A 14843-nucleotide genomic window follows, 5' to 3' on the forward strand; every position below is an offset into this window, starting at 1 on the left:
AGCTAAAAAAGCCCCGTCCCAAATTAGCTACCCCGGGTGAGATTGGAGGAAGCGATGGCGCAGGGGACGTTTGTGCAGGCGCTTCGTAAGGAGGCGGCGCTCAGCAGTACCTTTATGAAGGGGCGTTCGCTCATGCTCAACGGCGCCGTGCTGTCGTTTGAGGACTCCGGCTCGCGCTTCTCCAAAAACGTGAATATCGAGGGTACGGTGCGTGGTTCGCGCGGCGACCTGTATAAGACGCACGTGGCGCTCGATATGGACGAGCACGAGGTTGTCGACTACGACTGCGATTGCCCCGCCGCCTTCCGCTATTCCGGCATGTGCAAGCACGCCATCGCCACGGCGTTGGCGTATCTGGATGCCAGCGGCGCCGAGCCCGTCGAGGGTTTGCGCACGCCGGTCCGCACGTTTACGGTGTCGCCCGCACAGTCCAATCAGCCCACACGCCCCGCGCCCAGCGCATCTCCGGTCAACCCCAACTTTCCCTTCCCGGCGCCCGTGCCCACGAGCCCGAGCCTTGTGGCAGCGCTTTCCGATCTTTCGGACGCGCGCATGGATAAACTCGTGGCCATGCGCCGCAAGCTCGCCGGCACCATTGACCCCGATGCGCCCAAAGCAGTGCTGGAGCCCTCGCTGGTGCCGTACTACAATCCGCTGTTTGCCGATCGCTTTAGCTGGGCGCTCGAGTTCCGCATTCGCAGCGGTTCGGTGTCCTACGTGGTTAAGGATATCGACGGCATGGCCGATGCCTATGCGCGCGGCGGTACGTTCTCCTATGGCAAGAAGCTTACGTTTGCCCATGTGCCCGAGGCTTTCGATGACGTGTCGACAAAGCTGCTCGATTTTGTTGCAATGACGGTCGCCTACCTAGGCGATATTACGAGCTCGCGCTCGGCATCGTACGACTTTGCCCGCAGCGGTTTTGTCGCCGAGCGTCAGCTGCCGGTATCCGAGTATTCCATCGTGTCCGTGCTGGACCTGCTGCGTGGCAGGACCATGTCCTTTGAACCTGCTTGGTCGCGGGGGACGACGACGCACCGCGCCTACGAGGTGGCAGTCGAGTCGTTGCCGGAAGGGGAGAACGAAGTCCCGGCTAAGCGCCCGCCGCTGATTGCTGCCAAGATTGTGCCGGCAGCCGGGGGCAGCTACGACTTGCGCCTTCCGGCCGATACGTACTGCTTTGCCTCGGGCGACGTCGCCTATCTGGTCGATACGCGCCGCGCGCGCCGTACCGACACGGCGTTTGCCCAACATGCCGCGCCGTTCCTATCGCACTTGTTGCCCTGCCGCACACCGGTCCATATCGCCGCCGACCAGGTGGGTGAGTTTTGCCGCATGGCGCTGCCTATCTTGCGCGACTACACCGACCTTACCGCGCCCGCTGCGCTCGATACCGTGGCGCCCGAGCCAAGCTTTGCCATGGCGATCGGCGTCGACGATGGGCTCGTGACCTGCAAAATTACGGTTACCTACGGCGATTGGTCGGCAGATCTCTTTAGCATGGGCGCTCCGGGCAGCCCCTTCGAAGAGCAGCGCCCGGGCGTGCCGCCGCGCGACGAGGTGGCAGAGTTTCGCGTTATGGATACGGCGGCTCTGTATTTCGACTTTTACGAGGGTGGCCTGGCGTTTGAGGAACGCGATGACGAGAGCCTGTTCCACTTGCTGACTGAGGGCCTGTCTGCCCTGTCCGAGCTGGGCGAGGTCATGCTCAGCGACCGCCTGCGCCAGATTTCGGTCCGCCCTGCGCCCAAGCTTTCGGTGCGCGCCACCGTCAAGAGTAACCTGCTCGACGTCGAACTGGGCGCGAGCGGCCTTTCGGCGGCAGACCTTGCCATCTACCTCGATTCCTACAAGCGTCACCAGACGTTTGCTCGTCTCACGTCGGGCGACATCATTCGCCTGGACGAGGGAGCGCGCGCCGCGTTTGGCCTTGCCGAGGATCTGGGGGTCGATGCTGTCGACCTGCTCGACGGCGTGTCGCTTCCCGCGTCGAGTACCCTGTTCGTCGACAGCATGCTTGCGCGCACGCCCGTGCTCGAAGCCGATCGCGACGCTGCATTCCGTCGCACCGTCGAGCGCCTGGACACGCTCGGCAAGATGGACTTTACGGTGCCGGCCTCGCTCAAGGCCACACTGCGCGGCTACCAGGTCGACGGCTACCAGTGGCTCGGTTCGCTCGAGCATCTGGGCCTTGGCGGCATCTTGGCCGACGACATGGGCCTGGGCAAAACGCTCCAGATGATCGCGCATATCCTGGCGCGCGTGGAGGCGGGGGACGCTAAGCCCACGCTCGTGGTATGCCCCGCATCGCTTGTGTACAACTGGACCGCCGAGCTGGAGCGCTTTGCCCCCTCGATTGATGTGTGCGCCATTGTGGGTGCTAAGGCCCAGCGTCGCGTGCAAATTGCCGGCGTGGCCGAGCACAACGTGGTCGTAACGTCGTATGACCTCATGCGCCGCGATATCGACGAGTACGTCGAGCAGGACTTTGCCCGCGTGGTGCTGGATGAAGCCCAGTACATTAAAAACCCACTCACGCAGGTGGCACGTGCCGCCAAGCGTCTGCCGGCCGGTGTGCGCTTTGCCCTGACGGGCACGCCCATCGAAAACCGCCTGTCCGAGCTCTGGAGCATCTTCGACTTTTTGATGCCGGGCCTGCTCGGCACGCGCGAGTCGTTTGCCAAGCGCTTCGAAAGCCCGGTCGAGCACGCCGAGGGTGACAGCGCCGCTCGCCTGCAGGCTCTCGTGTCGCCGTTTGTGCTGCGCCGCGTCAAGGAAGACGTGGTGGCCGACCTGCCCGAGAAGATCGAGGATACGGTGATGGCGCAGCTCACCGGCGAGCAGCGCAAGCTCTACCTGGCCAACCAGGACCGCATTGCCCAGCAAGTGCAGCACCGCGAGGCCGGGGAGTTCAAAAAAGATAAGCTCAAGGTACTTGCCGAGCTCACCAAGCTGCGCCAGATCTGCTGTGATCCTCATCTGCATTACGCGGACTACAAGGCGGGAAGCGCCAAGCTCGATACGTGTATGGAGCTCGTCCACGGCGCGCTCGACGGCGGTCATCGCATCTTGCTATTCAGCCAGTTTACGGGCATGCTCGATATCATCGGCAAGCGCCTGGCCAAGGAGGATATCGCCTTCCTTAAGCTTACGGGCGCATCGTCTAAAGAGAGCCGCGCCAAGATGGTTGCGCAGTTCCAAGCGGGCGAGGTGCCGGTGTTCTTGATTTCGCTCAAGGCGGGCGGCGTGGGCCTTAATTTGACGGCTGCCGACGTGGTCATCCACTACGACCCGTGGTGGAACGTGGCGGCGCAGGACCAGGCGACCGACCGCGCCCACCGCATTGGCCAGCAGCACACCGTGACCGTGTACAAGCTCATCGCCAAGGACACGATCGAGGAACGCATCATGCAGATGCAGGAGTCCAAGCGCGACCTGGTCAACAGTGTGCTCGGCGGTGACGGCATTTCGTCGGCGCTGTTCACGCGCGAGGACGTTCTGGCGCTGCTCGGTGGTGACGTTCGCTAGCCGCGCGCGGGATGGGGCCGCCGGGCTGGGCCAGGTCGCCGGTTCGTCCTGGCCCGACCGCTTGCCTCACCCGTTATGTGTTCATTTGCAATGCCATGGATGGTTCGGCGCTCTTTGGGCATAAGAACTAACGAGAACATTGGCACATCAGCAAAGGAGAACATCATGGCGAAATTCTTTAAAGACTCCGACGGCAAGCTCGTTGCCGCTCTTGGCGACGACGTTGCGACCCCTGCCGGTTGCACGGAGCTGACGGCAAACACCGAGGATGCGGCGCACGAGAAGCACGTGCCTGTTGTCGAGATCGAGCGCGATGGCCACGTCATTCGTGCGCGCGTGGGCTCGACGGAGCACCCCATGCTGCCCGAGCACTACATCGAGTGGATCGCGCTTGAGGCCGAGGGCCGCCTGGAGGTCCATTACCTTGAGCCCGGCATGAAGCCCGCGACGTTTTTCGCTGGCGGCTCCAAGACCGGTACCGTCTATGCCTACTGCAACCTGCATGGGCTGTGGTCCGCGACGTTCTAGGAGCGCGCCCCCGCTCGGGGTATCATAGCTAGCATATGCACATGCAAGCGCCGGCTGCATTATGCGGCCGGCGCTTTTACTACGGTTTCGATGGTTTACGACGGAAAGGGCTGGGCTATGAAGCTCGCACTTGCACAGATCGATATGCGCCTGGGTGATATTGAGGGCATTTGCGGTCGCATCGAGGATCAGGCTCGTCTGGCCCACGAGCGCGGGGCGCGCGTGCTGTGCGTCCCGGCTCCGCTCTTTATGGGTGCTTTGCCCGGCGGCCTGGTGGGTACTGCCGACTTTGAGCACGACATGCTGACAGGCCTGACCGGTGTTGCCGAGCGTATCCAAGAGCTCGATATGATCTGCATCGTGCCCGCGGCGGTTTCGTTTGAGGGCCAGCCGCTACTCGACTACATGATGCTCAAGGACGGTCATGTGGTGCCGGCTCGATCGAGCATTGCCCTGCAGCGTGGCGAGAACAACGATACGCGTTGGGCGCCGCCGGTGTTCGACGTGGACGGCGTGCGCATCGCCGTGATTTTTGACTTGGACCGCGAACTCGAGATGTTGCCGACCGGTGTTGACCTCATTGCGTATTTCCAATTCAACGCGTTTGACATGACCGACCGCGAGACTGCCGCCATCGCCGCCGTTCGCAGCGGTGCCTACCGCAAGATCGCATCTAAGCGCAGCGTGTGGTTTGCCTGCATGGCGCCGGTCGGTGCGTACGACGAGTCGGTGTATACCGGCGGTTCGTTTGTGCTCGACGACTGCGGTCGCGTGGTGGCCCAGGCGCCGTGTTTTGAGGAGAGCCTGCTGGTTCAGGAGATTCAGCGCGGCGTGATGCTCGATGCCCTGGAAGATCACGAACTGCCCGAGTTTCGTTCCGAGGAGTGGCTGTGGCAGGCGCTGGTGCTCGCCGTGCGCGACAATGCCCGCGCTCGCGGCACGTCGCGTGCTGTGGTGGCACTCGAGGGTGACTTGCCGTCGTCCCTGCTGGCGGCACTTGCCGTTGACGCTCTGGGCCCGCGTAATGTGATTGGCCTTGTGCTGGGGCGCAACCGTATCTTTACGCCGGCTCAGGAAGAGGCCGAGGCTGCCCGCTGTGCCGCCGTCCGCGCGATTGCCGAGCGCCTGCACATTCGTACCGTCGAGCGCGATGCACCGGATGCGGCGCGTGTGCTCGATCGCGACGTGTCGGCGGGCGATGCCGAGCGTCTGCGCTCGCGTGCGCTGGGCCTGATGCTCGAGGATACGGCGCTCGAGCTGGGCGCCATGGCGTTGAGCCCGCTCTCCAAGACCGAGTACGCGCTAGCGGCGCCCGCACTGTCCGGCGGCTACCAGGGCGACTTTGCGCCCTTTGGCGATGTGTACCTGTCGACGCTTGAGTTTGTGGCGCGCGTACGCAACCGCACGTCTGCCGTGGTGCCCCAAGAGCTCGTGACGCTCAACGCGGTGGAAGATTGTATGGAGCGAGTGCTGGCGCAGGCGCTCTCGACGCTCGACGGTCCGGTCGATATGCTCGACCGCGCGGCACAGCTGCTCGGCGGGCTTGAGCCGGGTGAGGTCGATGGCGCGCTCGAGGCGCACGTGGACCGCAATCGATCTTTCGACGACATCCCGATGGCCGCTGGCAAGCCTGAGGCCTGCTCGCTGCTGCTGATGCTCGTTCGACAGGGTGAGGCTGCCCGTCGCATGTTGCCGCCGGCGCCGATCGTTTCGGCCCGTTCGTTTGCCGAGCGCGCTTGGCCGTACATGCTTGCGTGGTCCGATTTGGGGCTCAACGGCAAGGAGCGCATGACGGTTGATTCACTGGCGCGCGCCGAAGTGCGCCGCTTTGCCGATAGCGATACGGGCGATCGCATGCGCGGTGAGATGATGGGTCTGTTGGGTGAGCTGTTGGGTATTTCGCCCGAGCAGATGGAGGAGCTGCGCTCTGAGGACGGTCAGCGTCGTTTGCACGAGGGAATGAAAAAGTTCGAGGGCGAGGTCCAGGACGCCATCGAAAGGATGATGGGCGGCCAGGGCGGACCGCAGGGCGGGCCCCAGGGCACGCCGATGCCGCGTCCGCCGGTGGATCCCCGTCAGTTTCCTTTTTTCTCGCAGAACTAAACTGGGGATGGGGCAAAGGTTACGCGGTTTTGCCAAACCGCGTAACGAGTCGACGCTACGCGAGCCCCTGCCGGGCCATCTGCCGCTCAAACCGTCGCTTGCGTACAGAAGTACGCGGCGCTCCTCTTTCGCGACACCTTGCCACGGCAGGGACTCGCTCGCTGACTTATGCTCAACCTATGGTTCGACCTTGCTTGCCAGATACGGTCGCTGTTGTGTTATTCTAGAACAGACGTTCGTGAATAGTGCGTGGGGCCTTGCCTTGCGCTGCGCTTGTGGCGAGGGGAGGTTGGCTTGGTTATCTTGGGTATCGACCCTGGTTTGGCCCATACGGGGTGGGGGATTATCGAGGAGCGACGTGGCGAGGTTCGCTGTCGTGCCTATGGCTGCATCGAGACCAGTGCTGGAAGTCCGCTCGCGGTGCGCCTGTCGCATATCGCCCGCGACCTCAAGGGCGTTGTCGAACGCTATCGTCCCGATACCGCTGCTATCGAGAGCATCTACTTTGGCGCTAACGTTCGTTCGGCCATCCCCACGGCGCATGCCCGCGGCGCTGCGCTTGTGGCGCTTTCGGAGTGCGCGCTCGAGATTGGCGAATACACGCCTATGCAGATTAAGCAGGCTGTTGTGGGCACCGGCGCCGCAGATAAGCGACAGGTCGCCTACATGGTGCGTACGCTCACGCAGCTCGATCACGACCCGCACCCCGACCATGCCGCCGATGCCCTGGCCTGCGCCATCTGCCACGTTAACCTCAGCCGCACCCGCGCGCTTACCGGCGGCGAGTTCTATCAACAGAGAGGAACCGGATACTGATGATCTCCCAGCTCCACGGAACGCTTGTCGAGGCCACGATGAGCTCTGCTGTCGTCGATGTGTCGGGCGTGGGCTTTGAGCTCGGCATCTCGGGCAGCACTGCGGCCACGTTGCCGACGCCCGGCGGCGAGGTTCGCCTCTACACGCGTATGCAGGTGCGTGAGGACGCCATGACGCTCTTTGGTTTTGCCTCCAAGGATGAGCGCACAATGTTTGACCGGCTCGTGTCCGTCTCGGGCGTTGGCCCGCGCTTGGCGCTCGCCGTGCTTTCCACCTATACCGTGGGGCAGCTGTATTCGCTGGTGATGGCCGAGGACGACAAGGGCATGGCTAAGGTGCCCGGTGTGGGTAAAAAGACAGCTCAGCGCCTCATTCTGGAGCTCAAGAGTACCTTTGCCAAGGATAAGGGCTTTGTGCCGGTCGACGTGATTCCCGGACAGGCTGCGATGCCCGTGCCCGCTGCCGCTCCCTCGGCCATCGATGATGCCCGCGCGGCACTCCTTTCCATGGGCTTTAGCCCGCAGGAGGCCGATGTCGCTCTGAGCGGGTATGATGGGCAGGATATGCGTGTCGAGGATCTGCTCGGCGCGGCGCTTAAGCGACTCGGAATGGATGCGTGATGTGGGAAGCCGATGACTCTCAGGACCTGTGGGCGACGCCCGGCAGCTCGCCGGCGGCATCCATGGCGCATGGCGAGCGCATGGTGGGCTCGGAGCTAACGCCCGAGGACCTCGATGTCGACCGTACCCTGCGTCCCCAGCGCCTGGACGACTACTGCGGTCAGGAGCATATCAAGCAGAGCCTTCGCGTGCTGATCGAGGCGGCGCAGAGCCGTGGCGAGACGCTCGACCACGTGATCTTCTCGGGCCCTCCGGGTCTGGGCAAGACCACGCTGGCCACCGTTATCGCCAACGAGCTGGGCGCTCAGATTAAGACGACGAGTGGCCCGGCCATCGCGCGCACCGGCGACCTGGCGGCCATCCTTACCAACTTACAGCCGGGTGACGTGCTGTTTATCGACGAGATCCACCGTCTCAATCGTTCGGTCGAGGAGGTCCTGTATCCCGCGATGGAGGACTTTGCGCTCGATATCGTGATTGGCAAAGGTCCGGCGGCGCGCTCGATTCGCCTGGATATCCCCAAGTTTACGCTGGTGGCGGCAACGACCCGCTCGGGTATGCTGACCGGCCCGCTGCGCGACCGTTTTGGTATTTCGTATCGCCTGGACTACTACACGGTCGAGGAGCTTGCTCAGATCGTGACGCGCTCGGCAACCATTTTGGGCGTGACAATAGACCATCCGAGCGCGCTCGAGATCGGCTCACGCTCGCGTGGTACGCCGCGTCTTGCCAACCGCTTGCTCAAGCGCGTGCGCGATTACGCCCAGGTGCGCGGCAACGGTCCTATTGAGCTTGATATCTGCCGTCAGGCGCTCGAGTTCTTTGAGATCGATGAGCTTGGTCTGGACTGGATGGACATTCGCATCTTGGAGACGCTCGCCAAGACGTTCTCCGGCCGTGCCGTGGGCCTGACGACCCTTGCCAGCGCGGTGGGCGAGGATCCGGGTACGCTCGAAGATGTCTACGAACCCTACCTGTTGCAGTGCGGGTTGATGATTCGCACGCCGCAGGGCCGTCAGGCGACCCTTCGCACCTTTGAGCACTTGGGGATTGAACCTACCGTTTAGGGGCGGGTTTGTTTTGGCTTGTCTGTAGGCTATCGCTGGGCATTGGATAAACATATCGCCGTTCATCGGTTATGGGCGTTTTACTATTGCGCGCCCGTGCTATGCTGAATTGGTCTTTTTCTCATCCGGTAACGAAAGGACCGCCCATGCCTACTGACATCGAAATCGCACGTTCCGTCACGCCGCTGCCCATTACCGAGGTGGCCAAGAACGCCGGCGTCGACGTAAAGCACCTGATTCCGTACGGCTTCGACAAGGCAAAGGTCGACTATTCACTGCTCAACGAGCCGACCGATCACCAGGCCAAGCTTGTCCTTGTGACCGCTATCAATCCCACGCCTGCAGGCGAGGGCAAGACCACCACGACCATCGGTCTGGCCGATGGCCTGCGCCGTCGCGGCGTCAAGAGCGCCGTGGCCCTGCGCGAGCCTTCGCTCGGCCCCGTCTTTGGCGTAAAGGGCGGTGCCGCCGGCGGCGGCTGGGCCCAGGTCATCCCCATGGAGGACATCAACCTGCACTTTACCGGTGACTTCCATGCTATCGGTGCCGCCAACAACCTGCTGGCCGCCATGCTCGACAACCATATTCAGCAGGGCAACCAGCTCGGCATCGATGTTAAGCGCATCACCTGGAAGCGCGTCGTCGACATGAACGACCGTCAGCTGCGCCATGTTATCGATGGCATTGGCGGCAAAGCCCAGGGCGTGCCGCGCGAGGACGGCTTCGATATCACCGTTGCCTCCGAGGTCATGGCGATTCTGTGCCTGTCTACGAGCATCAGCGACCTCAAGGAGCGCCTGGGCGAGATCGTTGTCGGCTACAGCTATGCCGGCGAGCCCGTCCGCGCCCGCGACCTCAAGGCTCAGGGCGCCATGGCCGCGCTGCTTAAGGATGCGCTCAAGCCCAACCTGGTGCAGACGCTCGAGGGCACGCCCGCGTTTGTCCACGGCGGTCCCTTCGCCAATATCGCCCACGGCTGCAACTCCATCATGGCCACCCGCATGGCCATGCGTTTTGGTGACGTCGCGATTACCGAGGCCGGCTTTGGCGCCGACCTTGGTGCCGAGAAGTTCCTGGACATCAAGTGCCGCATGACGGGCGTTCGCCCCAGCGCTGTCGTGGTCGTCGCCACTGCCCGCGCGCTTAAGTACAACGGCGGTGTTGCCAAGGCCGACCTCAACGAGGAGAACCTCGAGGCCCTTAAGGCCGGTATGCCCAACCTGCTGCGTCACGTCGACAACATCCAGAACGTCTATGGTCTTCCCTGCGTGGTCGCCATCAACCGCTTCCCAACGGACACCGAGGCCGAACTTGCGCTCATCGAGTCCGAGTGCCAGAAGCTGGGCGTCAACGTTAAGCTGTCCGAGGTTTGGGCCAAGGGCGGCGAGGGCGCGCTCGACCTGGCCGATGAGGTCATGCGCCTGATTGAGCAGCCGAGCGAGCTCAAGTTTGCCTACGAGGACGGTGCCGATGTGGCCGACGCCCTGGAGGCCGTTGCCACCAAGGTCTACCGCGCCGATGGCGTTGACTTTACGCCGGCTGCCAAGCGCCAGCTCGCCGAGCTGCGCGAGAACGGCTTTGGCAACCTGCCGGTGTGCGTCGCCAAGACCCAGTACAGCTTCAGCGATAACGCCAAGGCTCTGGGCGCGCCCGAGGGCTTCCGCATCACCGTGCGCGAGCTCAAGGTTTCCGCCGGTGCCCACTTTGTGGTCGCGCTGACCGGCAGCGTTCTGACCATGCCTGGCCTACCCAAGGTTCCCGCGGCCGAGAACATCGACGTCGACAACGACGGCAACATCACCGGCCTGTTCTAAGCCTGCTGCTCATAGCCGCTGGCCCGCCCCGCCGTGCTCCTAAAGCCCGGCGGGGCTTTTTTGATCCTTAGGCCCGCACACGTCTTGTAGATACCGACGGGCTTAGCCTGTCATAGGCTTGTACGCGGGTAGAATGCATGGATAACTTGATGCTTACGGGCGACGGAAAGGAATCGTTGCATGGACCAGGATAAGACGACCGTGATGGGCGGATATGGCTCCGCACAGGCCGGCGGTAGCGCCGACACGACCCGTATCGTGCCGAATCCCGGCTACGCTGCCCCCGATACGACGCAGGTGCCGGCCGATCCCACGCGCGTTGTGAATTACGGAAACGCGGCGCAGGACCCGCATGGTGTCTCATCGCAGAACCCCTACGGCAACGCGGCGGTAGACCCTTATGATGACCTGCTGCAAAATCCCATTCCACAACCTCAGCAGACGACATATATGCCGCGCACGGCACAGCCGCGCTACGAGTCGCACGACCGATACGCGCGCGAGCCGTATCGTGAGTATCCCAAGTCCATCCCCCGGTATGGCGAGGACGAGGAGAAGAAGCCTTCGCGTTCGTCGAGCGTGATTAAGAAGATCCTCATCGTGCTGGCGATCTTCTTTGCCTTGTCGGTTGTGTTTGCCATCGTGTCGGGCATGCTCAACAAGCGGGGCGCCACGACTGATACCACGGCCGAGCAGACCGAGACTGCCCAGTCCGGCACCGTCGACCTGAGCGATATCCCGGGGCAATATTGGTCTAACGCCAAAAAGATTCTCAAGTCGCGCGGGGCCAATCTTTCGAATGCCGTGATTCTGACCGACGACGGCTCGACGCCCGTCGTCGATGCCAACTGGGTCGTCACATCTGCCTACTACAACGGTGACGGCAACCTTGAGATTCAGCTCACGCGCAAGGACGGCTCGTCGGGCAATGCGTCCGCTGATCAAGGCGCCACGGACAGCTCGAGCTCTAACACGCTGGAGGACCTGAGCAACAAGGCGCAGGAGCTTGGGGATAAGGCCCAAGAGCTGGGCGACACAGCCCAGAGCCTCGGTGATACTGCTCAGAATCTGGGTGATATGGCAACGAACGCCTGGGATGCCCTGCAAAATGGCATTTCGGGCGCGCAGGGAAACTAGCGGTCGAGCGGAGCGGGGCTACAACTGTTCTGCCGGACGGTCGGGCGAGCTAAAGCCCGAGTCAAACGTGACAACGCATGATGCATCGGGCCTGCGCTCGTGCACGATATGCGTTACGCGCTCCAACAGCTCGTCGTCGGAGATGCGAAAGCCGTCGGGACGCACCAGGTCAAATGACACAAAGCCACCGTGCTCGTGCAGGTCATGGATGGAGAGCGCGGGATCGATCTGCATGACGCCACGCTTGACCCAGCCGCGCAGGTCGTCGCCGGTGGTGGCGATGGGGTCGCAGTGCAGCGTGATGTCGATGCCCATCTGGCGTTTGATGTCGTGTTCGATGGTGTCCAGGATCTCGTGGTGCTCAAAGGCATCGCCCTCGCCGGGCATTTCCACGTGTGCGCTGGCAAACTGACGGCCGGGGCCGTAGTCGTGCACCATGAGGTCGTGTGTGCCCAAGACCTGGGGGTACGACATGATCCTGTCGCGGATTTCCTGGACGAGCTTGGGGTCGGGCGCTTGTCCCAACAGCGGGCTGATGGCGTCGCGCACCAGGCCCATGCCGCTGATGCAGATGAAGATACCCACACCCAGGCCTGCCCAGCCATCGAGGTCAAAGCCGGTCGTCTGCGAAATAAGCGCCGCCGCCAAGACCGAGCCCGAGGTGATGACGTCGTTTTTGGAGTCCTGCGCTGTGGCGATGAGCGTCTCCGAGTCGATGCGGTCGCCCAGCGCGCGGTTGAATGCGGCCATCCATAATTTGACGAGCATGGATAAGACGAGGGCGGCTAGGGAGACCAGCGTGTAGGCGGTGGGGGAGGGCTTGATGATCTTGGTAATGGACTCGAGCACCAGGTTGATGCCGACGGCACAAACGAGGACGGCGACAAACAAGCCGGCGAGGTATTCGTAACGGCCGTGGCCATAGGGGTGACCTTCGTCGGCCGGGCGGCTGGCAAGGCGGAACCCGAGTAAGCTCACAATGTTGCTCGAGGCGTCGGAGAGGTTGTTAAAGGCGTCGGCGACAAGTGAGACAGAGCCGGCGAGCAGACCCGCGATGCCCTTGGCCAGGCACAGGGTAATGTTGAGGCCAATGCAGATGAGGCTTGCGGCAAAGCCCGCGTTGGTGCGACATGATGCATCGACCGGCTCGCCCTCGCAGCCAGGAACAAGTGTATGTACCAGCCGATTTACAAATAGCATGGCGTACCTCCTCGCATCCTCGTTTAAGGGGATAGTGTAGCTCGCATGGGCGCGCCGTGCACCGATGCTCAGAAAATGCAGCAATGGTCTGCTGGAGCTAACGAGCGGGGCTTTTTGTCCGACCGGGTGCTCCATTTTGGGCCACATGGGTATGGGCTTGTGCCTGCCTGCTCGACATACTTAATGTCGACAGCCCCTGCGTAAAGGAGGACGTTTCCATGGACGAGATGTTTGCCATCAAATGCCAAAACTGCGGCGGCCCCATGTACTCACACCAGGCTAAACGCAGCTTTGAGTGCGCCTATTGCGGCACGGTCGTTCCGTGGCAGGCCGATGCGGGGGAGCCCAAGAGCGCCCTGGGCATTCGCCATGCGCCGCTGACGGTTGTCGATGGGCTGCTTAAGCTCACCCATGTGTCGCAGCTCGAGCGCCCGGTGGACCCCGACTGGTATTTCTTTCATGCGCACTGGCGCAACCAGTCGGTTCTGGAGCATCTACTGTGGGAGGACCGCGGCACGGCGCAGGAGTTCCAGGAGGCCACGCACGTGAGCATCCCGTGCCCCTTCTGTGGCGCATCCTTTGAAGGCGAGTCGACCCAGCGCGTGTTTGAATGCCCGTCCTGCGGCAATAAGATCGGCGTTGCAGACCTACTCAAGCCCGGTACCTTTAGCAAGCGCCTGACCATGGGCGTTGGTGCGGAGTATGTACCCGAGCAGGGTATTCCCTGCGAAATCTCGCCGCAGCAGGCACGTGCCAACGCGCTGCAGCTGGTGCGCCAGTATGCGGAAGCCTTTGCCGGTCACGATGTAGAAGACGCGATCCAAAACGACATGATGCTCTTCTACTTTCCCATGGCGCTCGCGGATTTGCGCATGATGGCGTCCTTCCCGGGCAAGGGGCTGAGCAAGGAGACCTTGGTGTACTACGAGGTGCTCGACTGGGCATATCCGCGGGCAAACTACCTGGACGTTCGTCTTATGGGCATTTTGGAGCCGTGGGACTTTGCCAAGGTTGGGCCGTTCGATCCTGCCATGCAGGAAGGTGACTTTCGCGTTGTTTCCGTCGATGCGTCTACCAAGGACCAGGTGATCATTGATAAGCTGGCGCTCGACATTGCCGGCAACGATGCCGAGGCGGTGCTAGGGCTCAATAAAAAGAGCATTCGCACGTGGGCGCGCAAGGCCCGCAAGCACAAGGATGGTCTGGTGATGGTGCCGGTCTACTTTGTCGATCGTCCGGCGTCGGACAGCCGCGAAGGCGAGCAGGTGCGCATTGCCGTAAACGGCCAGACGGGTCGTGCGGCCGCGGTAGTGTTTAGCGACAAGCGCGAGACACATGTGGTGGCACCGCTCAATCCCAACGTGATGCTGTCGAGCGAAAGTACCGTGCACGCCACACCCATCGAGGTCAAATACGTTAAATCGCCCTTCCTGTACCAGATCGTGCGCCGCGGAGGCGGCGAGCAACCGCGCCAGGTGGCAGCGGCAGTCGAGGGCTCCTACCGAGAGGAAAAGCCCAAACGCCGCGGCCTGCTGGGTGCGCTATTTGGGAAGTAGGGGAGTAGTACCGGTTGTTGCTGTAACTTGAAGGTTAGGGCTACGGGGCGGCTCGCAGGGGTGGTGACGCATAATTTCTTTCGCAAATTGACAACCGCATAGCGGAACACGGCCCGCGCCCCGTCATATGATTTCTAGCGACTAAACAACAAATCACCGACGAAGGGGGCACGGGCCGTGTCTGCGAACATCGTATCAGTCGACGAGGAGTCGCTGCGCAACGACATAAAGAATCTGGTGAGGAAGACCGTCGAGGAGACGCTCAACGCACTGCTCGACGAGGAGGCGTCCGAGCTCGTCGGGGCCGAGCGCTACGAGAGGACGGCGGGCCGGGAGGCCTACCGCAGCGGCCACTACACGAGGAGGCTCGTCACGGGCGCCGGGGAAGTCGAGCTCAGCGTGCCGAAGCTCCGCGGGGCGACCTTCCAGACGGCCGTCATCGAGCGCTACCGCAGGCGCGAGACCTCGGTCGAG

Annotated in this window: 11 protein-coding genes; 10 read left to right on the forward strand and 1 reads right to left on the reverse strand. The window is 62.6% G+C overall.

The window, feature by feature from the left end; all coding sequences use genetic code 11:
• The first annotated feature begins 54 nt into the window (after positions 1-54).
• The 8 genes from ACTQWD_RS02805 to ACTQWD_RS02840 all read left to right on the forward strand — a co-directional run bounded on the left by ACTQWD_RS02805 (position 55) and on the right by ACTQWD_RS02840 (position 11613).
• Positions 55-3528, forward strand: a complete 3474-nt coding sequence (locus ACTQWD_RS02805) for a DEAD/DEAH box helicase (RefSeq protein WP_441559198.1) — start codon at positions 55-57, stop codon at positions 3526-3528.
• 165 nt (positions 3529-3693) lie between these two features.
• On the forward strand, positions 3694-4056 hold the full coding sequence (locus tag ACTQWD_RS02810; RefSeq protein ID WP_154515902.1) for a desulfoferrodoxin family protein: 363 nt from the start codon (positions 3694-3696) through the stop codon (positions 4054-4056).
• A 117-nt stretch (positions 4057-4173) separates the two neighbouring features.
• Positions 4174-6159 (forward strand): hypothetical protein, encoded by a 1986-nt coding sequence (locus tag ACTQWD_RS02815; RefSeq protein ID WP_441559199.1) that lies wholly within the window; start codon positions 4174-4176, stop codon positions 6157-6159.
• A gap of 294 nt (positions 6160-6453) precedes the next feature.
• A complete protein-coding gene (gene ruvC / locus ACTQWD_RS02820; RefSeq protein ID WP_035137351.1) occupies positions 6454-6975 on the forward strand; it encodes a crossover junction endodeoxyribonuclease RuvC in 522 nt (173 codons plus the stop codon).
• Positions 6975-7595: a Holliday junction branch migration protein RuvA gene (gene ruvA / locus ACTQWD_RS02825; protein ID WP_441048284.1), complete on the forward strand. Its 621-nt coding sequence runs from the start codon at positions 6975-6977 to the stop codon at positions 7593-7595. Before ruvC ends, ruvA begins: the two co-directional genes overlap by 1 nt.
• Positions 7595-8662 (forward strand): Holliday junction branch migration DNA helicase RuvB, encoded by a 1068-nt coding sequence (ruvB, locus tag ACTQWD_RS02830; RefSeq protein WP_128620210.1) that lies wholly within the window; start codon positions 7595-7597, stop codon positions 8660-8662. The genes ruvA and ruvB overlap by 1 nt, the downstream gene beginning before the upstream one ends.
• A gap of 146 nt (positions 8663-8808) precedes the next feature.
• Positions 8809-10476 (forward strand): formate--tetrahydrofolate ligase, encoded by a 1668-nt coding sequence (locus tag ACTQWD_RS02835; RefSeq protein ID WP_441559200.1) that lies wholly within the window; start codon positions 8809-8811, stop codon positions 10474-10476.
• Between the two features lie 180 nt (positions 10477-10656).
• Positions 10657-11613 (forward strand): hypothetical protein, encoded by a 957-nt coding sequence (locus tag ACTQWD_RS02840; protein WP_441559201.1) that lies wholly within the window; start codon positions 10657-10659, stop codon positions 11611-11613.
• 18 nt (positions 11614-11631) lie between these two features.
• Here the strand turns inward: ACTQWD_RS02840 and ACTQWD_RS02845 are convergent, their stop codons facing one another.
• Positions 11632-12813 (reverse strand): cation diffusion facilitator family transporter, encoded by a 1182-nt coding sequence (locus tag ACTQWD_RS02845; protein WP_441559202.1) that lies wholly within the window; start codon positions 12811-12813, stop codon positions 11632-11634.
• Positions 12814-13031: 218 nt separating this feature from the next.
• On the opposite strand from ACTQWD_RS02845, the gene ACTQWD_RS02850 reads away from it, so the two are divergent.
• Together ACTQWD_RS02850 and ACTQWD_RS02855 are read left to right on the forward strand one after the other, a co-directional pair.
• Complete coding sequence (locus tag ACTQWD_RS02850; protein ID WP_441559203.1) at positions 13032-14369, forward strand: hypothetical protein; 1338 nt, start codon at positions 13032-13034, stop codon at positions 14367-14369.
• Between the two features lie 177 nt (positions 14370-14546).
• A partial coding sequence (locus ACTQWD_RS02855) for a transposase (protein WP_441559204.1) occupies positions 14547-14843 on the forward strand: 297 nt, incomplete at its 3' end.

This window comes from Collinsella sp. LCP19S3_B6 (assembly GCF_052121815.1).
GTDB lineage: Bacteria > Actinomycetota > Coriobacteriia > Coriobacteriales > Coriobacteriaceae > Collinsella.